The organism is Candidatus Baltobacteraceae bacterium, assembly GCA_035502855.1.
In the GTDB taxonomy this organism is placed as follows: Bacteria; Vulcanimicrobiota; Vulcanimicrobiia; order Vulcanimicrobiales; family Vulcanimicrobiaceae; genus Aquilonibacter.
The window spans coordinates 39,831-58,127 of the sequence record DATJTX010000032.1 but is presented as its reverse complement, the minus strand read 5'-3'; the positions used below and the strand labels follow the sequence as shown (position 1 = coordinate 58,127).

Sequence of the window (18,297 nt, the reverse complement as noted above, 5' to 3'; positions counted from 1 at the left end):
CGCGCAAGCGCGCGCTCCCGTCGTTCCCCACGCTGGTGGGGCTGATCTCGGCCGATGCCGATGCCGCGGAAGATTTTCGCACCATCCTTCGCCGCATCGCACCGTACGTCGACGTGCGATTCTTCCGCAGCAAGGTGCAAGGTTTCGGCGCGGAGCTGGAGGTCGCCGATGCAATCGAGCGAGCCGAACGCGCGCGCGTCGACCTCGTGGTCGTCACGCGAGGCGGCGGATCGTTTGAAGACATGCAGCCGTTCAATACGGAAGTCGCGGCTCGTGCAATTTGGCGAGCAGGGATACCGGTGGTGACGGCGCTCGGCCATACCCGCAATCGCAACATCGCCGACCTCGTCGCCGACCTTGCTGTCGAGACGCCCACGCAAGCCGCGCATGCCGTGGCGCGTTCTTGGATCGAAGCGGTCGGCCGACTTCGTGAACTCGAAGGGCAGCTCGACGAACGCATCCGGCGCCATCTCTTGCGCGCCGTGCAGCGGCGGGATTTAGCGGCGCAGCGACTGATCAACGCGCTCTCGCACCCGATTGCGAAACAGCGCGATCGTCTCGCGAACCGGGAGCGGCGTCTGGGCGCGCAGTCGCCGTTCGCGCGCCTGAGCACGCTGGCTCGACGGCTTACCGAGGGGCGCACGCGTCTGCCGGCAGCGGCATCACGCGTGCTCGCGGCGGCTTCCCACCGGTTGCAACTCGCCGTCGCCAACCTGAACGGGCGCAATCCCGAGCTCGCACTGGCACAAGGCTTCGCGATGATCACGCTGGACGGCAAGTTGGTTCGCGACGCGGCCGGCGTTCCCGCCGGTGCGCTCATCGAAGCAAAAGTGCAGCGCGGAGGGTTGCTCGCGCGTGTAGAAGGTCATCTCGATGAGTGATAAGCAGCCCGACAACTTTGAGGCCAGACTCGCGCGTCTCGAGGAGATCGTCAAGCAGCTCGAAAGCGGCGAACCATCGCTCGACGACGCGGTGAAGTTGTTCAAGGAAGGGAAGCTGCTCGCCGCGGAATGCGAGGGGCTGCTCAAGAACGCGCAAGAGCAGATCGACGCCGCGATGGGTGATGCGAAGACTTGACGAGGCCGTAGCCGAGCATGCGGGCATCTCGCGCTCGCAGGCCCGTAGTCTCATCATGGAAGGGCGCGTGCGCGTGGGTGGCGAGCCTGCGGCGAAAGCGGGCCAACGGGTGGACGAACGCGCGCAGATCACGGTGGAGGCGCCGCGGCGTTTCGTCAGCCGGGGCGGCGAGAAGCTCGAAGCGGCGCTCGACGCGTTCGGCATCGACGTTCGCGGGCTGCGCGCGCTCGACGTCGGCGCCTCGACCGGCGGTTTCACGGACTGCTTGTTGCAACGCGGGGCGTTGGGCGTAACGGCGGTCGACGTCGGCTACGGGCAACTCGACTGGCGGCTGCGCAACGATCCGCGTGTCAACGTGCTCGAACGCACCAACTTCCGGCATCTTCCCGATGACGCATTCGATGCGCCGTTCGACGTCATCACGGTCGATGCGTCGTTCATCTCGCTGCGAACGATACTCATCCGCTGCATCGGCTATCTCGCGCCGGGCGGACGGATCGTTGCGCTGGTCAAACCCCAGTTCGAGGCCGGGCGGGCACGCCTGGGGAGCGGTGGCGTGGTCCGCGATCCGGCCGTGCACGGGGCCGTGCTTCGCGAGGTATGCGATGCGGCCGGGGCGCTCGGCGTCCCCGTTGCGGCACTGGTTGCGTCGCCGCTACGCGGACCCGCCGGGAATCGCGAGTTCCTCGTCGAGCTGCGACGCGACGCCGTCGCGATCGGCGACGAGCGGATCGACCAGGTCGTCGGCGAAGGCCAGAGTGACCGGTGATGAACAAGCTTGCGATCGGCCAGCGAATCATTGCGCTCTACGTGGACGTCGCGCGTGATTCGGCGCGTGCGCTCGCCGCTCGAATTGCCGCCGGCTTTCGCTCGCGCGGCTATCAGGTTGCGACCTGGAAGGGTCAGCAAGCCGTCGCGGATCTGGCGAGTAACGGTGTGCGCGCAGAGGACGCAGCGCTCTTCATCACCGTGGGCGGCGATGGAACGCTCCTTCGCGCCGCGCGGCTTGCGACCGAGATCGGCAGCGTGCCGTTGCTGGGCGTCAACACCGGGCGGCTGGGCTTTCTCACCGAGCTGGACGACGGCGATCCGCGCATCGCGCAGCTGCCGCAGCTCGTCGACGAGGGGCTTTTGATCGACGAGCGGGCTGCGCTCGAGGCGGAGTACGCGAATCGCAAGTACTTCGCCCTCAACGACGTCGTCGTCGTCAAGGGCGAGGTTTCGCGTATCGTCCCGTTCGATTTGACGCTCGACAACGAGCATATCGCGGAGATTCCCGCCGACGGCATTTGCATTGCGACCGCGACCGGCTCGACGGCGTACTTCCTTTCCGCCGGCGGGTCGATCATCTCACCGCGCGTCGATGCCTTCGGCATCGTACCGCTACTGCCGCATACGCTCTTCTCGCGTCCGCTCATCGTGCCGGCAAGCTCGGAGATCGGCGTCGGCAGCGACTCCGAGGCCGCCCATGCGCATCTCGAATGCGATGGTGACGTGCTGGCGGACGTCGAGCCCAACTCGATCGTCCACGTGCGCCGCTACCCGAAGGTCGTCCGCTTCGCACGTCTCTCACCGTTGCGGTTCTTCGAACGTCTGACCGACAAGATGCGCTGGGGTGTTTCCATCAAGGCCGTAACGCGGTAAGGTCAGCCTGACATGCTAACGCGGCTGGAGATCGAGAACTACGGCTTGATCGCCCGCGGCGCGATCGAGTTCAGTTCCGGTGCGACGATCTTCACCGGCGAGACGGGATCGGGCAAAACGATGATCCTGGGCGCCCTCGACTTCGTGCTCGGCGAGCGTGCGAGCTCCGACGTCGTGCGCCGTGGTGCCGGACGCGCCACGGTAACGCTGACGTTCGAGCCCGGCAGTCAGCTGCGCGCGCGCCTGACCGACGACGGCTATCCACTCGACCCCGGTGAGGACGCAACGATCGTGCGCGAGATGAGCGACGCCGGAAAGTCGAGCGTGCGCATCGGCGGGCGTATCGCGACCGCAAGCTACGTCCGCGAGATTCGCGCTCACATTGCCGAGATGGTGGGACAGCACGAAGCCCAGCACTTGCTTGCGCCGGCGTATCAACTGGAGCTGCTCGATCGTTTTGGAGGCGCCAAGGCGATTGCCGCGCGCGATGCCGTGGAAGCGGCGCGAAGACGCGCCGAGGCGTGCGCGCAGGAGCTCCGGGCGTTGCACGGTGACGAGCGCCGGGCGCAGGAACGGTACGAAGACGCGCGTTTTGCGCTGGAAGAGATCGAAGGCCTAGCGCCCCAAGCCGGCGAGGACGAGCGATTGAGCGTCCGCCGACGGTATCTGGAGAACGTCGAGCGCATCGCACACGCCTTGCGCACGGCTCATGAAGCGCTCGGCGGTGACGACGGCAGCGCGGCCGATGCGCTCGGCATGGCGAGCAGCGCGCTTGCCGGCATCGCCGACATCTCGAGTGATTTGCAGGCAATGGCCGACGCCGCGGCCGCCCTTCAAAGCGAAACGAGTGAGCTCGCGACGCGTCTCGCGCGCGCGCTCGAGGCGACGGAGTTCGATCCCTCAGAGCTCGAAACGATCAACGCGAGGCTCGACGTGCTCGACCGCCTCAAACGCAAGTACGGGGGAACGATCGAAGCGGTCTGCGCAACGGCGGCGGCGTCGCGCGCCGTGGTCGAGACGTTTGATTCTCGCGACGAACGCCTCGCGCACCTCACGGCTGCGTCGCGCGAGGCAGAAGCGGAACTGGCCGCGGGCGAGGCGCGTCTGCGTACGGTTCGCGAGGAGGCGGCCGCGCGCCTGAAAAGCGCCGTCACCAAAGAGTTTTCCGCGCTTGCGCTCGGCTCGGGACGGTTCGAGGTTTCGTTCGATCCGATCGAGTTCGCGTTTGCGGCAAACAAAGGCGAGCCGCTTCGCCCGCTCGCGCGCCTTGCCTCCGGCGGTGAGCTCTCGCGCGTCTTGCTGGCCCTGGTCGTCGTGCTCGCAGGCGCGCGCGAGCGCACCGCGCTGATCTTCGACGAAATCGATACCGGCATCGGCGGCCAGACGGCGACGGCCGTGGGCGTGCGCATCGGCCGGCTCGCGCAAGAGGGGCAGGTGATCTGCGTCACGCACCTCGCGCAACTCGCGACGTGGTCCGATCGCCACTACGTGCTCGAGAAACAAGAAAAACCGGGTGGCACGACGATCGCCGTACGCGAGATCTCGGACGAGGAAGAACGCGCGGCCGAGCTGGCGCGCATGCTTTCAGGTGAATCGCACGAGGTTGCGCTCGAGCACGCACGCATGTTGCTGCGCGCGCGATGACGATTCCACGCGACCGGGACGACGCCACGGTCGCCGTCGGGCGCAAACGCGTCGCGCTTACCAACCTGGGGAAAGTCTTCTTTCCGGAGATCGGCGCCACGAAGGGCCGGCTGCTGCAATATTACGCCGACGTCGCCGGCGTTTTGCTGCCGCACATTGCCGGCCGTGCCATGGTCATGAAGCGCTACCCCAACGGCGCGGCCGGCGAGTTTTTCTTCATGAAGCGCGTGCCGCAACCGCATCCTCCGTGGCTGAGGACCTGCCCGATCGAACACGGATCGGGCAGCGTCATCGACTTTCCGGTGATCGACGATCCGGCGGCTCTGCTCTGGATGGTCAACCTCGGCTGTATCGACCTCAATCCTTGGTACGCGCGCTGCGACGACGTCGATCGGCCCGACTACGCGCATTTCGATCTGGATCCGGGCGAATCGAGTTTTGCGATGGTGCGCGAGGTGGCGTTGCTCGTCCGCGACGGATTGCAGGCTCTCGGTATGCCGGCCTATGCGAAGACAACGGGCTCGAAGGGCATGCACGTGTACGTCCCGATCGTGCGCGGGCCGACGCAAAAGCAGGTATGGACCTTTGCCAAAGCGTTCGCCGTGGCGCTCTCGCACCACACGCCGGAGCTCACGACGGTCGCCTATCACAAGGATAGACGCCCGAAAGACCGAGTTTTGATCGACTACAATCAAAACCGTTGGGGCGCGACGCTGGCGAGCGTTTATTCGGTTCGGCCGACGCCGCGCGCGACCGTTTCCGCTCCGGTCTCGTGGGACGAAGTCGAGGCGGGGATCGACATCGCCGACTTTCACATCGGTAACATGCCGGCGCGCATCGCAAAGGTCGGCGATTTGTGGAAGCCGCTGGCGGCGAAACGCGGCCGCTTCGATTTGACTCCGCTCGTGGATTAGGACTTTTCTCCTCGTCCGTTACCCTGATCGGCGGAATTCCGGCGCGCGCGAAATTGCTACGCTGACATTCCATGAAGCCGGCGCGACTCGCGGCGTTTTTGCTGGTCACACTTTCCTCGGTCGCGTGCGGCGGAGGCGGCGGCGGCTCGGGCGGCGGCGGCGGTGCAATTCCAACGATCGTGCCGAGCGCCCCCGCTTCCGCGCGGCCGAGCGGGAAGCCATCGTCCACTCCGGCAGGATCACCGACGCCGGTGGGCTCGCCGACGTCACACCCGACGGCCTCGCCGACGGTGCATCCATCTACGTCGCCGACGGCGAATCCGACCGCGACGCCTACGCCGTACACCGACTACGAGCCGCCCGATAAATCGTCCAAGATACGCAGCACCTACGGGCGCGTCGGTCTCGCGCAGATCTTCGACTACTTTCCGAGCACCGGCGCAGAGATGAGCAGCTCGCAGATTGCCTCGGACGCAAGCCGCTACGATCTGGTGTGGGCGTCCTTCTCGCCGCAGGCATGGCAATCGGCCAATCCGCAGGCGCTGATTTCCCGCTATTACATCATCGAAGAAGACAACATCATGGTCTCCGGCCACAACTTGCAATGGTGGCAGCAAAATCATCCCGATTGGATCCTCTACGCCTGCTCGTCGAACGGGACGCCAACCCACGATTACGCCTACGTGCCGAGCGACTCATATGCCGACGTTCCGCTGAATTTTCACGACCCCGACGTCGTGCAGTATCAGGTTCAAAGCCTGATCTCGTATGCGCAGGCCAACGATTACAATGCGCTCGCGCTCGACGAAGTAATCTTCGATGACTTCATGGTCGGGGGGAATCCGGAGTTAGGCCAAACCGAGAACACGGGCGAGTATGCGTGCGGGACGTGGAATGACGACGGAACGTTCAACACCGTCTACTCGGGGCCGAGCGACCCGACATGGACGCAAGACATCTTGAATTGGGTCGCGGACGCCAAGCAAGCAGCGTCGTCCGCGGGTCTTGCCGTGATCGCGAATCATCCGATCGGCAGCACGAGCAGCCAAAACGAACAGGCGCTGATAAGCAACGTCGACGGCGAAGTCGATGAAGACGGCTTCTCGGACTACGGCAACTATCAGTCCTCGTCGCTCGCCTCATTCTTCATGAGCACATACAAGTACATGGAGTGGGTCGAGGCGCAGGGCGTCGCCTTCATCGACATCGATCGCTTCACGCTCAACGGGCAGACCAGCGTCACGAGCGATCAGCTCGAGTACGCGATCGGGACCTATATGATGGGGAACGAAGGCAACGCCGACCTCTTCGCCGCGGCGAACAACGGCTCGACCTACGGATACGGCGTCGAGAACTATCATCAAGAGTACGCGACGGCGCTCGGGCCGCCGTGCAGCGCGATGTACGAGGACAGCGTCAACCAGCAAATCTACTACCGGCGCTTTCAGAACGGCATGGTCGTGGTGAACTCAGGGGGCGACGGAACCGAAAACGCGACGCTGCCGTCGGACCACACCTACACCGATCTCGAAGGGCGTGCGGTAACCAACCCGCTTCCGGTTGCGTCTAACGACGCATGGGTCCTGACGACGCCGGGCGGAAACGGCTGCACGTAGCGCGGGCCTGCGAAGAGATCAGGGGATCTCGTGGATCTTCAAGAGATTGGTGCCACCGGAGCCGACCGGCATGCCGGTGGTGAAGGCGATGAGGTCTTTCGAGCGCACGATGCCCGCTTGGAGCATCCGCTGCTCGGTCATGAAGAGCAACACGTCGAACGAATTGTAGCGCTCGATCAGCAGCGCTTCGGTTCCCCATAGCAGCGCGAGGCGACGCGCGACTTCGGGCGAGGGCGTCAGCGCGATGATGCGCGCGCGCGGGCGGAAGGCGGCAATGTGATGCGCCGTGTTGCCCGTAGTCGTGCCGGTTGCGATGAATTGGACGTAGAGCTCGTCGGCCGCGCGCGTCGCCGCTTCGGCAATCGAGGTCGCAACCGTTGGGCTCATGCCTGCGAGCCGGCGTTCGCGCAGCATCGCATGCGGATAGCTTTTCTCGACTTCGCGTGCGATCTCGGCCATCGTCCTCACCGCCTCGGTCGGATACTGACCGCGCGCGGTCTCGCCGGAAAGCATCACCGCGTCGGTCCCGTCGAGTATCGCATTTGCTACGTCGGCGACTTCGGCACGAGTAGGCTTCGAGCTGAACGTCATCGATTCGAGCATTTGTGTCGCCGTGATCACGGGTTTGCTCGCCCGGTTGCACTTGGCGATGATCGCCTTTTGCACGAGCGGAACCTGTTCGAGTGGAATCTCGATGCCGAGGTCGCCGCGCGCGACCATGACGCCGTCGGCGGTGTCGACGATATTGTCGAGATCCTCGAGCGCTTCGTGTTTTTCGATCTTTGCGATTACCGGGATGTCGTGCCCGCGTTCGGCCATGAACGACTTCACGCGAACGATGTCGTCGGCTGACCGAACGAACGAGACCGCAACGTAGTCCACCTGCTGTTCGAGCCCGAAGGCGAGGAACTCGAAGTCGCGGTCGGTGACCGACGGGATGTTGAGCGAACCGTCGGGATAGTTGATTCCTTGCGTCGAGCGGAGATCTCCGCCGTACTCGACCGTGGTCTCGATTTCGGTCGCGGTCTTGCCCGTGATGCGTAGCGTGATCTGGCCGTCTTGCAGATAGATGCGGTTTCCGACCGCGACGTCATTGGGCAGATCCTTGTACTGCACGCTGATGCGCGCCGAATCGCCCGGCACGTCGTCGGTCGTCAATACGAACGGCGACCCGCTTTCCAACCGCACGCTTGCAAGGTCGTCGCGCAGCTTTCCAGTGCGCACCTTTGGTCCTGGGAGATCCTGCAAAATCGCGATGTGGATATCGAGTTCCTTTGCGATATCGCGCACGATCGCGATGACCTCGGCGTGATCTTGTGGTGTTCCGTGAGAGAAGTTCAATCGTGCGACGTTGGTACCCGAAGCGAAGAGCGAACGCATCACGTTCCGCTCGCGCGACGCCGGTCCGATGGTCGCCACGATTTTGGTGCGCTTTTGCAAGAGTTGTTCCATGAAAGCGACGACATGCGCGCCGCCGCTTGCAGGCTCCTGCGCTTGGTTAAGCGCATATTGTCGGCGCATGCTCAAGCGCGATCCGCTCGACCCTCGACGACGCGAGCGACTCACGGGGAGCTACCTCTTATCCCTGATTCTGCATGCGATCATGGCTGCGTTGGTCTTTACGCTTGCAACGAGTTCTTCTCAGGAAGGCGCGAGCGAATCGGTCGCCGGCGGAACGGTCGTGACGCTCGAGCAACGCGCGCCGGTCGTCGCGGTCGCAGCGGTGCCCGCGCAACAAGCGGCGCCGATCCCGCACGTTCCGCACGTCGCTCCCGTCGTTCATCACGCGCCGCTCGTCGAAGCGAAGACGCGACCGATTCCGCCGCAGCATCAAGAGCTCTCGACCTTCGCGCCCAGTGCGCCGCCGAACCCGACGCCGCTCCCGCAAGCCTCCCTGCAGCCCAACGTGCAACCGACGACGCCGGTCTACGAAGTCAATCCCTCGACGGGGCTGCCGACGGTTCCGACGTCGGTCCCCTCTGCGCCGCTCGAACAGGTTGCAATCCGGCCGCCACCCACCGCGGCGCCGACGCCGGTGCCGTCGGTCGCGCCGACGGCAAAGCCGACGCCGCGTCCGCCGGCGCCGACTGCCGCGCCGACCGCGAAGCCCGCGACGCCGAAGCCGCTCCCCAGCGTCAGACCGACGGCCTTGCCGACGACGGCGACGGTCGTCGCAAACGCCAGCACCGTGCCGAGCGCATCACCCAAGCCGGCCGGCCGCCCGAGCAACGCTCCGGCGGCGAATCCCGGCGTGCCGAGCCCGAGCCCGACGCAAGGGGCGAAGCTCGCCACGACGGCGGGCGCTGCGCCCTCACCGGGACCCAAGAGCGAACAATCGCCCGGCCCGAAGCCGGGCGCAGGCGGCAGCGTCAAGGGTGCACCCGCGCCGGTGCGCGTCCCACCGACGCCCAAACCGCAGCCGGCACAGATCGCCGGCGCCGGGAGCGCGGGCCCCGGCGCCGACATCAACGCCAAGCTGCGCGGGCTCTTGCCGCACAACGCCGTCACCTACTCGCAAACCGAACATGCCTACGACGTAGCGGTCAATCAGTCGATGGATCCGACGCCGCCGCCGTCGGTGCTCGCGCGAACGAAGTTCCTCTACGAAGAGCGCGGTTCAGGGAGTGACGCGCGGATCAAGATGTGGGTGACCGGCACGCGACGTGTCGGTCCGGCGCTGATGTGCAGCGGCTGGCTGGTACGCTATCCGCAAGCCTCGCAACCCGCGTTTCGGGAAGGGACGATGACGCATCCGGTCTCGGGCGGCATCGAGATCAGCACGAACGTGGGCGGGAGCGCTGCCGGCGGCGTGCTTGCGCCGATCGTCGAGCAACGGGCGGAAGTGGAATGTACCGCGCGCGCTCTGGTCCCGTTTGCGGCGTCCTCACCGTCGCCGTAGCTGGGCGTATTCCCGCTTGTTGAGCGACTTTTCCGGGACTAGAATGAAGGTGCATCATCTCGATGCGCAAGCTTGACCTCAAAGGGAGGGCGGCTCTTGGAGCTGCAAAGTCCACCGGGCCATATGGCCGGCGAACACGCGCACTCGTAAAGGCGCAAACGCGCCACGCAAGCTGGACGTTGCCGGCTATCAGCGCAAAGTTCGCATAGGACGTTTCGTACGGGGGGCCGTTCAAGCCACGTGGGCTTGCGGCCCGTCGTCATTCTAGGGTAGTATGGTGGGTGGTTTGATCGAGTAAGCGTGGGCAGGTCCCGCGCTTCGTTGTTGTCAGGAGCAAAGAGATGAAGTCCGGGGGACCCAAACGCTCGGCGTTTGGGGGGCGCGCAGCCTCGAGCGAATCGAAGGGCGATGCGCCTGTTGGAACTTCGGGGGTTCCCGAAGTGCGAAGCACTTTGACGGATATGTTCGAGCGTGAGATCGACGCGATCGCGCACGAGGGGCGTTCGTCAGGCGTCGAAATCGTGGCGCATAGCGCGCACGCGCGGCGCGGCATGACGGCGCTGAGCGTGACCATCGACAAAGACGGCGGCGTCGATTTGGCCGCCTGCGAACGAATCGCGGCGCGCATCAACCGCGCGCTCGAGGCGATCGATGCGCCCTACTCGCTCGAGGTCGAGTCCGCGGGGCTCGAACGGCCGCTCTTGCGGCCCGGCGACTACGAACGCTTCTCCGGCAAGCGCGTGCGCATCGTGACATCGCTCTCGATCGCCGGGGGAAAGACGCATCGCGGGACGCTGGCGGGCCTGCGCGGCGAGACGGTCATCCTTGCGACCGAGAACGGCGAGTTGCCGCTCCCGCTCGCAACCATCAAATCGGCGAACTTGGAGTACGATCCACGCGCCGATCTACAACGCGACAAACGTGAACGGAAGGCACATGGCAGAATCGGCAGCTGAAGAAAAACTCATCGACGTCTTACAGTTCATCTCGAAGGAACGCAACATCCCGTTCGAGATGTTGCTCGAGGCGCTCGAAGCAGCGTTACTCACCGCATACAAGCGGCACTACGGCAGCGAAGCAAACGCAATCGTGATGGTCGACCGCGGCACCGGCGAGTACCGCGTCTACCATCGCCGCACGGTGGTCGAGAGCGTCGAAGATCCCAAGCTCGAAATCTCGGTCAAACAGGCGGGCTCCCCGTATCAGCCGGGCGACTTTTACGATGAAGAGGTGACGCCGAAGGAGTTCGGCCGCATCGCCGCCCAGACGGCAAAGCAAGTCATCGTGCAGCGTATCCGTGAGGCCGAACGCGACACCGTTTACAACAAGTACGCGCGCAAGCTCAACGACCTCGTAACGGGCACGGTGCAGCGCTACGAGCAACGCAACATGTACGTGCTGCTCGAAGGCCGCGACGAGGCGATTCTGCCGCTCTCCGAGCAAGTGCCGGGTGAAACGTTCCGTATCAACGACTTCATTCGCGGCTACGTGGTGGACGTGCGAAAGTCGCCGAAAGGCCCGCAGGTCGTGCTCTCGCGCGCCGCTGAAGGGCTCGTGCAGCGACTGCTCGAGCTCGAAGTGCCGGAGATTGCCGACGGCATCGTCGAGATCATGGCGATCGCGCGCGAAGCCGGCAGCCGTTCGAAAGTCGCCGTGCGCAGTCTGCGCGCCGAGGTGGATCCCATCGGCGCATGCCTGGGGCCGAAATCGAGCCGCATCGCCAACGTCTCCGACAATCTACGCGGCGAGAAGATCGACGTGATCCGCTACGACGCCGACCCGCAAGCGTTCATCATGAACGCGCTCGCCCCGGCGAAAGTCATCAGCGTCGAACTCTTCGACGACGACGGCGTCGCACTCGTCGTCGTGCCCGACTATCAACTCTCGCTCGCCATCGGCCGCGACGGTCAGAACGTGCGCTTGGCCGCGCGATTGACGGGCTGGCGGTTGGACATCGCAAGCGAGAGCGAGGCCGACGAGGCGCGCGAGCGCTATCTGGCGGAGCGCGCGGAACGCGCCGGCGGCGAAGAGGTCGTCGAGGAAGCCGGCGAGGTCGAGGAAGTGCAAGCGCCGGCGGCGGCTGCAGGCGTCGACGAGGAGCTGGTCCGCAAGCTGGAAGAGTTCCGCCGCGAGCGCCTCGGAGGCGAGCAATAGCGACTCCACTCCGAACCTGCGTGGGGTGCCGCAAGCGCATGGCGCAGCCGGCCTTGACCCGGTTCGTTCGCGTGCCGGACGGCTGGAGCGCCGATCCGCCCGGCGGCAAGCGCCGGGCCGGCCGGGGCGCCTACCTCTGCTCTGCGGAGTGCGCGCAGCGGGCCGCGAAGAACCGGCGCTACCCGGGGCTTGCATCGGCGGCCGCAAAATATGGTTTAATAAGTAGTTCGATGAACAACCAGATTCGCAATGATCGATAGATACAATGCTCTCATCTAGCCACACGACGTGGCTGAAGGTTCGTCCGTCCCGATGGGCGGGCCGAACTGGCAGCGACACGACGTGGCTGAAGGTTCGGAGCGCGGGATGCGCGTCCGCCCCGATGGGCGGCCGAACTGTCGAGGGCGGTCAATTGACGACCTAGCGCCGTGGGCGCCCCGTGTGGGTTGCGCTCACAAGGGGATACATGGCAGCAGCAACCGGTAGTAAAGTACGTATTTTCGAGCTCGCCAAAGAAGTGGGGCTCACGTCCAAAGAGCTGATCGCGCTCTTCAACGAGCGTCTTGGCGGCGTTTTCGAGGCCAAGAATCAGCTTAGCGTCGTTCCCGACAATATCGCGGATCTGGTTCGCAGCGTGCTCAAACCGGCGCCGGCGGCCAAAGCCCCCGCCAAAGAAGCTGCTGCCCCGCCCGCCCGCAAAGCCCCGCCGAAGGCGGCTGCGCCCAAGCCGGCCGCGCCCCCGGTCGAGGCCGCGCCCGTTCCTCGTCTGCGTCCGGTTGCGCCCAGCTCGGCTCCGCGCGCGCCGAAGGCACCCGCCGCCAAACCCGAGATCGAACCCGCCGCACCGGTGGCCGCCGCGCCGCCGCCGGCGCCGGCGGCCCCGCGCCCCGCACGCCCCCGCCCACCGGAGGCGCCGATTCCGCGTCTGCAGCCCGTACCGCAGGGACAGAATTCCATTGCCCGGCGTCCGCCCGCGCCGACGACGACCGCTTCCGCTTCTCCGGGTCCCTCGACGGGGGTCCCCGGGCGTCCCGGCGTTGCACCGCGTCCGGGTCAAGCCTTGCCGGGCCAGGGCGGGAAGGGCCCGGTCACGCCGGCACCTCGCGGCAACGGGCCGCTGACGCCGCCGCAACGCCGCCCCGCGGGCAACGGTCCGTTCCGTCCGCTCGCGCCGGGAGCACGACCCGTCGGGCCACGCCCGGCCACACCCTCAACCGAGGCCCCGGCGCCCTCGGCCGGTGGCCGCCCGGGCGAGCGCACGCGCAGCCACGAGGACAAGGCCGCCGCGAAAAAAGATCGCGAGAAAGAGCTGCTGCTCGAAAAGGACCGCCAGCGCAAGAAGAAGGGCGTCGAAGCGGCAGCCGCTGCGCCGCCGCGCGCGCTGGAAGCAATCGAGATTCCCGACTTGCTCACCGTGCAAGAGCTCGCGACCTCGATGATCGTGCCGGTCAAAGACGTCATCACCGAGCTCATCAAGACCGGCACCATGGCGACGATCAATCAAAACATCTCGAGCGACATCGCCATCGCCGTCGCCAAGAAGTTCGGCTTCAACGCGGTCGTCAAAGAGGCCGGTGAAGAAGTCACCGTCGAGCAAGAAGAAGACAAACCGGAGATGATGACGGCGCGTCCGCCGGTGGTCACCGTGCTCGGTCACGTCGACCACGGCAAGACGTCGTTGCTCGACAAGATCCGTAGCGCCAACGTCGCCGCAGGCGAGGCGGGCGGCATCACGCAGAAGATCGGCGCGTACACCGTCGAGAAGAACGATCGCAAGATCACCTTCATCGACACGCCGGGTCACGAAGCGTTCACGGCGATGCGTGCCCGCGGCGCGAAGGTCACCGACGTGGCGGTTCTCGTCGTCGCTGCCGACGACGGCGTCATGCCGCAGACGAAGGAAGCGATCGCGCATGCGAAAGCTGCGGGCGTGCCGATCGTGGTTGCGGTCAACAAAATGGACAAGGCCGACGCGCAGCCCGATCGCGTGAAGCAACAGCTCGTCGAAGAAGGTTTGCAGCCGGTCGACTGGGGCGGCAACATCGAGATGGTGCCGGTTTCCGCAAAGGCCGGCACGGGCATCGACCAACTGCTCGAGACGGTGTTGCTGGAAGCCGATATCAAAGAACTCAAAGCGAACAAGAACCGGCGCGCGACCGGCGTGGTCATCGAATCGCAACTCTCGCGCGGGCGTGGCGCGGTGGCGACGGTATTGGTCCAGAACGGCACCTTGCGGGTCGGCGACATCGTGGTGGTCGGCGGCACGTTCGGTAAGGTGCGTGCGCTCATCGACGACAAGGGCAAACAAGTGAAGAAGGCCGGCCCGTCGATTCCGGTCGAGGTGATGGGTCTGCAAGACGTTCCCGCCGCCGGCGACACGCTGATGGTCGTCTCCGACGAACGCGTCGCACGCGAAACCGCCGAGAAGCGTGCGGTGCGCCGCCGCGACGTGCGCATCGCCGGGACCGGCTCGCAGCGCGTCTCGCTCGAAACCTTCATGTCGATGCCGGCCGAAGGCAAGAAAACGCTCAACCTCATCATCAAAGCCGACGGGCAGGGTTCGCTGGAAGCGTTGCGCGCGCGGATGGAGTCGCTCTCGACGAGCGACGTCGACGTTCGCGTCATTCACGGCGGCGTCGGTGCGATCACGCCCAACGACGTCAACCTCGCCAGCGCATCGAATGCCGTGCTCATCGGCTTCAACATCCGCCCCGACGAGACGGCGAAGCGTCTGGCCGATAACGAAGGCGTCGATCTGCGCTTCTACCAAGTGATCTACGAAGTCGAAGACGACCTGCGCAAGGCCATGACCGGCATGCTCGCGCCGGTCGAACGCGAGGTGACGCTGGGACGCGCCGAAGTGCGCGAGGTCTTCAAGGTCAGCAAGGTCGGAACGATCGTCGGCTGCTATGTCAAAGACGGCAAGATCGTGCGCAACTCCAAGGTGCGCGTCTTGCGCGACTCGGCGGTCGTCTTCACCGGCGAACTCGAGAGCCTGCGCCGCTTCAAGGACGACGTACGCGAGGTCGCGGAAGGCTTTGAGTGCGGCATCCAAGTCGCAAAGTTCCAGGACCTCAAAATCGGTGACGTCATCGAAGCCTACACGACCGAACACGTCGCAGCGGAGCTCGTCACCGCATGACGGCGTTTCCCCGGGAAACGGCACACGTCGAGGGAGAGCAGAGGGGAGGCGGCGAGTGAAGGCGCAGAGGCTAGCGCGGATCGATCACGAGGTACAGCGCGTTCTCGGGATGTTGATCAGCCAAGAGCTGAAGGATCCGCGTCTGGGTTTCGTCACGGTAACGCGGACCGAAGTAAGCGACGATCTACGCTCGTGCAAGGTTTTCGTCTCGGTGATCGGCGATCGCCATCAGGCGCACCAATCGCTCGAAGCGCTCCACTCGGCGGCGCGCTTCTTGCGTGGCGAGCTCGGCCACCGGATCGACCTGCGTCACACGCCCGAGCTGGTTTTCGTCGAAGACCGCTCGACCGAACGGGCCATCGCGCTTGCCAAGACGCTGCGCGAGGACGCAGCGCGCCACGCTCCCGAAGAAGGGTACTCATGATCGAAGATTCACTGCAGTCGTCGACCGAAGCCGAGATCGTTGCAGAGCTTCGGCGCCGGCCGGCGTTCGTGATGGTAAGCCACGTGAAGCCCGACGGCGACACGCTCGGAGCGGGTTTGGCGCTTGGGATCGCGCTCAAGCGGATCGGCAAACGGGTCGCGTACTTCCAGCAAGACGCCGTGCCGCGCAATCTGCGCTTCTTGCCGGAAACCGAATTCGTGTCGCGCCGGATTCCGGCCGATTTCCCGCCCGACACACTGTACGTTTTCGGCGACATGAGCGATCCGGCGCGTGCGGGAGAGTTCTTGCCGAAGATCGACCGGGCGAACATGCTCGACATCGATCATCATCTCGGCAACAAGCACTTTGGCGCGCTGAACTTCGTGATCCCGAGCGAATGCTCGACCGGCACGGCGGTGATGCGGATTCTGCGTGAGATGGGCACGCCGATCGACGCCGACATCGCGACGTGCATTCTCACCACGATCATGACCGACACCGGCGGCTTCATGCACTCCAACACGTCGTCCGAATCGCTCGAACTCGCGGCGGAATTGATGCGTGCCGGCGCCGACAAAGAGTTGATCACCGAAGAGATCTTCGGCAACAAACGGATCGCGGCGACGCGTCTGTTGGGACGGATCATCGACGAAATGCGTTTCGCGCACGACGGACGGTACTGTTATTCGTTCGTCGACGATGCGATGCTGGCGCAGACCGGCGCCGACGGCGAAGACGTCGAAGACATGGTCAACGTATTGCGCGCGCAGGAAGGTGTCGAGGTGGCGGCGCTCTTCAAGGCGTTTGAGGGCGAGATCCGGGTGAGTCTGCGCTCGAGCGGAAAGATCAACGTGCAGGCGGCGGCGGCGCGCCTGGGCGGCGGCGGCCATTTCCGCGCGTCGGGATTGACGCTTCATGGCTCGCGAGACCAAGCGTACGCCGCGGTCGAGGCGGCACTCTCGGCCGAAGGACTTTGAGCGCGCTCGAGATCGGTTTTGTCAACGTTTTCAAACCCGCGGGATATAGTTCGGCTCAAATCGTAGCGCGCATCAAGCGCATCTACGGCGTCTATGGCCGCGATCGCAAGATCGCCGCAGGTCACCTGGGTACGCTCGATCCGCAAGCCGCGGGCGTTCTTCCGGTCGCCATCGGCAAAGCGACGCGCCTCATTCCGCTGCTCGAGGACCAGCGCAAGGCCTACACCGCGCTGCTCGTGCTCGGACGCTCGACGACCACGCAGGACGCGCTCGGGGAAACGGTCGCGCGCGGCGAACTGCCTGCCCATTGGGAGCGCAAACTCGAGGACGCGTTGCCGCGGTTCATCGGCAAGATCACGCAGATCCCGCCGATGTTCTCGGCGCTCCATCACGACGGAAAGCGCCTCTACGAACTCGCTCGCGACGGCAAAACGGTAGAACGTAAAGCGCGCACGATCACCATTTACGGCCTGACGCTGCTCGGGACCGAGGCGCCCGTTTCGAGCGGCAGCGGATGCGCGCGCATTCGCGTGGCGTGCAGCGAAGGGACGTACGTACGCACGCTTTGCGAGGATCTCGGCGCGGCGATCGGCGTACCCGCGCACATGGGTGCGCTCGTGCGAGAAGCGTCGGGACCGTTCGTGCTTTACGAGTCCCGCATGCTCGAGGAGATTGCCGACGATCCACAAGGCTCGGTGACACCGCCCGAAAACATCATTCCGTTTCCGACGATCGTCCTCGACCTGCGCGGCTCGGCGGACTTTCGCGCCGGACGCGTCGTGCCGCTGCCCGACGGCGCGCCCGCGCCGCGCGTCTTCGTGCGCGATCACTCGCGGACGCTCGTGGGCGTGGGTGAAGCGCATGGAGCGCTGCTCGCGCCGCGAAAAGTCTTCGTGTGAAGATCTACCACGAGCTTTTTCGAGAGAACGATCGCCCACTCGTTCTCGCGATCGGTTTTTTTGACGGGATGCATCGTGGGCATCTCGAGATTGCGAAGGCGGCGAGGCGGATGCGCAAGCCGGGGTACCGTGTCGGCGTGTTGAGTTTTGCGAATCACCCGGCAGCGTTCTTGCGGCCGGGGACGGAGCCGCCGCTCTTGACGACGACGGCGGAGCGGGTCGATCTCTTCGCTCGAGCCGGCTTCGAAGAGTGCTTTCTCATCACGTTCGACGACCAGATCGCGCAGCTGACGCCGCTCCAGTTTCTCGAACGCCTCGGCGCGATGAGCGTGCAGGGCGTGGCGGTCGGGGCGACCTTTCGCTTCGGGCACAAGCGCGCCGGCGATGCCGCGATGATGGCAACCTATTTCGCCGAACGCGACCGGCCGTTCGTCGCGCTCGAAAACGTCTCACACGACGGCGAGCGGATCTCCAGCACGCGGATTCGTACCCTGGTTGCCGATGGAAACCTCGAGCTCGCCGACCACCTGCTCGGTCACAGCTACGAGTTGCGCGGCGTCGTCGAAGTAGGGTTCGGGCGCGGCCACGATCTCGATTTCCCCACCGCCAACCTGGCCGTGCCCGAGAAGCTCCTACCGAAGGACGGCGTCTATGCGGCCATCGCCCGGCATGACGGTCGCGACCACGCGGCGCTCGTCTCGATCGGAACCAATCCCCAGTTCGAGGGCAAGAAGCGAACGATCGAAGCATGGCTGCGCGACTTTCAGGAGACGATCTATGGGCACGAAGTGGCGCTGCGCGATCTGCGCTACCTGCGCGAGCAGCGGCTCTTCGCCTCGGTCGACGAACTCGTGGCGCAGATGCGAACCGACCTGGAGGCGGTGGCGTTTCCTAGTTATGGATAAGC

17 protein-coding genes are annotated in these 18,297 nt (G+C 65.2%); 16 read left to right on the top strand and 1 reads right to left on the bottom strand.

What is annotated here, in order from left to right; translation table 11 throughout:
- The 7 genes from VMF11_14235 to VMF11_14205 all read left to right on the top strand — a co-directional run.
- The coding region (locus VMF11_14235; GenBank protein ID HTU71458.1) for an exodeoxyribonuclease VII large subunit at window positions 1–881 on the top strand (881 nt) is incomplete at its 5' end.
- Window positions 874–1,077: an exodeoxyribonuclease VII small subunit gene (gene xseB, locus VMF11_14230; GenBank protein ID HTU71457.1), complete on the top strand. Its 204-nt coding sequence runs from the start codon at window positions 874–876 to the stop codon at window positions 1,075–1,077. The genes VMF11_14235 and xseB, both read left to right, overlap by 8 nt.
- Window positions 1,064–1,846, top strand: coding sequence for a TlyA family RNA methyltransferase (locus tag VMF11_14225; GenBank protein ID HTU71456.1), 783 nt, complete (start codon window positions 1,064–1,066; stop codon window positions 1,844–1,846). The genes xseB and VMF11_14225 overlap by 14 nt, the downstream gene beginning before the upstream one ends.
- The gene (locus VMF11_14220; GenBank protein HTU71455.1) at window positions 1,846–2,721 is read left to right on the top strand and encodes an NAD(+)/NADH kinase; all 876 of its coding nucleotides are present in this window, start codon (window positions 1,846–1,848) and stop codon (window positions 2,719–2,721) included. Before VMF11_14225 ends, VMF11_14220 begins: the two co-directional genes overlap by 1 nt.
- A gap of 12 nt (window positions 2,722–2,733) precedes the next feature.
- Window positions 2,734–4,365 carry a DNA repair protein RecN gene (recN, locus tag VMF11_14215; protein ID HTU71454.1) on the top strand — a complete coding sequence of 544 codons (1,632 nt, stop codon included), beginning with the start codon at window positions 2,734–2,736 and terminating at the stop codon, window positions 4,363–4,365.
- Complete coding sequence (ligD, locus tag VMF11_14210) at window positions 4,362–5,279, top strand: non-homologous end-joining DNA ligase (GenBank protein HTU71453.1); 918 nt, start codon at window positions 4,362–4,364, stop codon at window positions 5,277–5,279. The genes recN and ligD overlap by 4 nt, the downstream gene beginning before the upstream one ends.
- 71 nt (window positions 5,280–5,350) lie before the next feature.
- On the top strand, window positions 5,351–6,895 hold the full coding sequence (locus VMF11_14205; protein ID HTU71452.1) for a hypothetical protein: 1,545 nt from the start codon (window positions 5,351–5,353) through the stop codon (window positions 6,893–6,895).
- Between the two features lie 18 nt (window positions 6,896–6,913).
- On the opposite strand, the gene pyk is transcribed toward VMF11_14205, so the two are convergent.
- Window positions 6,914–8,416, bottom strand: a complete 1,503-nt coding sequence (gene pyk, locus VMF11_14200; GenBank protein HTU71451.1) for a pyruvate kinase — start codon at window positions 8,414–8,416, stop codon at window positions 6,914–6,916.
- A gap of 82 nt (window positions 8,417–8,498) precedes the next feature.
- On the opposite strand from pyk, the gene VMF11_14195 reads away from it, so the two are divergent.
- The 9 genes from VMF11_14195 to ribF all read left to right on the top strand — a co-directional run bounded on the left by VMF11_14195 (window position 8,499) and on the right by ribF (window position 18,295).
- Window positions 8,499–9,794 (top strand): hypothetical protein, encoded by a 1,296-nt coding sequence (locus tag VMF11_14195; protein ID HTU71450.1) that lies wholly within the window; start codon window positions 8,499–8,501, stop codon window positions 9,792–9,794.
- Window positions 9,795–10,255: 461 nt separating this feature from the next.
- Complete coding sequence (locus VMF11_14190; GenBank protein HTU71449.1) at window positions 10,256–10,750, top strand: hypothetical protein; 495 nt, start codon at window positions 10,256–10,258, stop codon at window positions 10,748–10,750.
- The gene (gene nusA / locus VMF11_14185; protein HTU71448.1) at window positions 10,731–11,948 is read left to right on the top strand and encodes a transcription termination factor NusA; all 1,218 of its coding nucleotides are present in this window, start codon (window positions 10,731–10,733) and stop codon (window positions 11,946–11,948) included. The genes VMF11_14190 and nusA overlap by 20 nt, the downstream gene beginning before the upstream one ends.
- Before the next feature lie 20 nt (window positions 11,949–11,968).
- Entirely contained in the window at window positions 11,969–12,208 is a 240-nt protein-coding gene (locus VMF11_14180; GenBank protein HTU71447.1) for a YlxR family protein, read from the top strand.
- A gap of 206 nt (window positions 12,209–12,414) precedes the next feature.
- Window positions 12,415–15,090, top strand: a complete 2,676-nt coding sequence (infB, locus tag VMF11_14175; GenBank protein HTU71446.1) for a translation initiation factor IF-2 — start codon at window positions 12,415–12,417, stop codon at window positions 15,088–15,090.
- A 55-nt stretch (window positions 15,091–15,145) separates the two neighbouring features.
- Window positions 15,146–15,514 (top strand): 30S ribosome-binding factor RbfA, encoded by a 369-nt coding sequence (gene rbfA, locus VMF11_14170; GenBank protein HTU71445.1) that lies wholly within the window; start codon window positions 15,146–15,148, stop codon window positions 15,512–15,514.
- A complete protein-coding gene (locus VMF11_14165) occupies window positions 15,511–16,491 on the top strand; it encodes a bifunctional oligoribonuclease/PAP phosphatase NrnA (GenBank protein HTU71444.1) in 981 nt (326 codons plus the stop codon). Before rbfA ends, VMF11_14165 begins: the two co-directional genes overlap by 4 nt.
- Window positions 16,488–17,390: a tRNA pseudouridine(55) synthase TruB gene (gene truB / locus VMF11_14160; protein ID HTU71443.1), complete on the top strand. Its 903-nt coding sequence runs from the start codon at window positions 16,488–16,490 to the stop codon at window positions 17,388–17,390. The genes VMF11_14165 and truB overlap by 4 nt, the downstream gene beginning before the upstream one ends.
- Window positions 17,387–18,295 carry a riboflavin biosynthesis protein RibF gene (gene ribF, locus VMF11_14155; protein ID HTU71442.1) on the top strand — a complete coding sequence of 303 codons (909 nt, stop codon included), beginning with the start codon at window positions 17,387–17,389 and terminating at the stop codon, window positions 18,293–18,295. The genes truB and ribF overlap by 4 nt, the downstream gene beginning before the upstream one ends.
- Window positions 18,296–18,297 lie beyond the last annotated feature (2 nt).

Excerpts from the sequence above, each read along its gene's own strand:
- VMF11_14190 (HTU71449.1), top strand. The coding sequence starts at position 10,256 with ATGTTCGAGCGTGAGATCGACGCGATCGCGCACGAGGGGCGTTCGTCA.
- nusA (HTU71448.1), top strand. The coding sequence starts at position 10,731 with ATGGCAGAATCGGCAGCTGAAGAAAAACTCATCGACGTCTTACAGTTC.
- VMF11_14195 (HTU71450.1), top strand. The coding sequence starts at position 8,499 with ATGGCTGCGTTGGTCTTTACGCTTGCAACGAGTTCTTCTCAGGAAGGC.
- VMF11_14165 (HTU71444.1), top strand. The coding sequence starts at position 15,511 with ATGATCGAAGATTCACTGCAGTCGTCGACCGAAGCCGAGATCGTTGCA.
- VMF11_14225 (HTU71456.1), top strand. The coding sequence starts at position 1,064 with ATGCGAAGACTTGACGAGGCCGTAGCCGAGCATGCGGGCATCTCGCGC.
- ligD (HTU71453.1), top strand. The coding sequence starts at position 4,362 with ATGACGATTCCACGCGACCGGGACGACGCCACGGTCGCCGTCGGGCGC.
- recN (HTU71454.1), top strand. The coding sequence starts at position 2,734 with ATGCTAACGCGGCTGGAGATCGAGAACTACGGCTTGATCGCCCGCGGC.
- VMF11_14205 (HTU71452.1), top strand. The coding sequence starts at position 5,351 with ATGAAGCCGGCGCGACTCGCGGCGTTTTTGCTGGTCACACTTTCCTCG.
- infB (HTU71446.1), top strand. The coding sequence starts at position 12,415 with ATGGCAGCAGCAACCGGTAGTAAAGTACGTATTTTCGAGCTCGCCAAA.
- pyk (HTU71451.1), bottom strand. The coding sequence starts at position 8,416 with ATGCGCCGACAATATGCGCTTAACCAAGCGCAGGAGCCTGCAAGCGGC.
- xseB (HTU71457.1), top strand. The coding sequence starts at position 874 with ATGAGTGATAAGCAGCCCGACAACTTTGAGGCCAGACTCGCGCGTCTC.
- VMF11_14220 (HTU71455.1), top strand. The coding sequence starts at position 1,846 with ATGAACAAGCTTGCGATCGGCCAGCGAATCATTGCGCTCTACGTGGAC.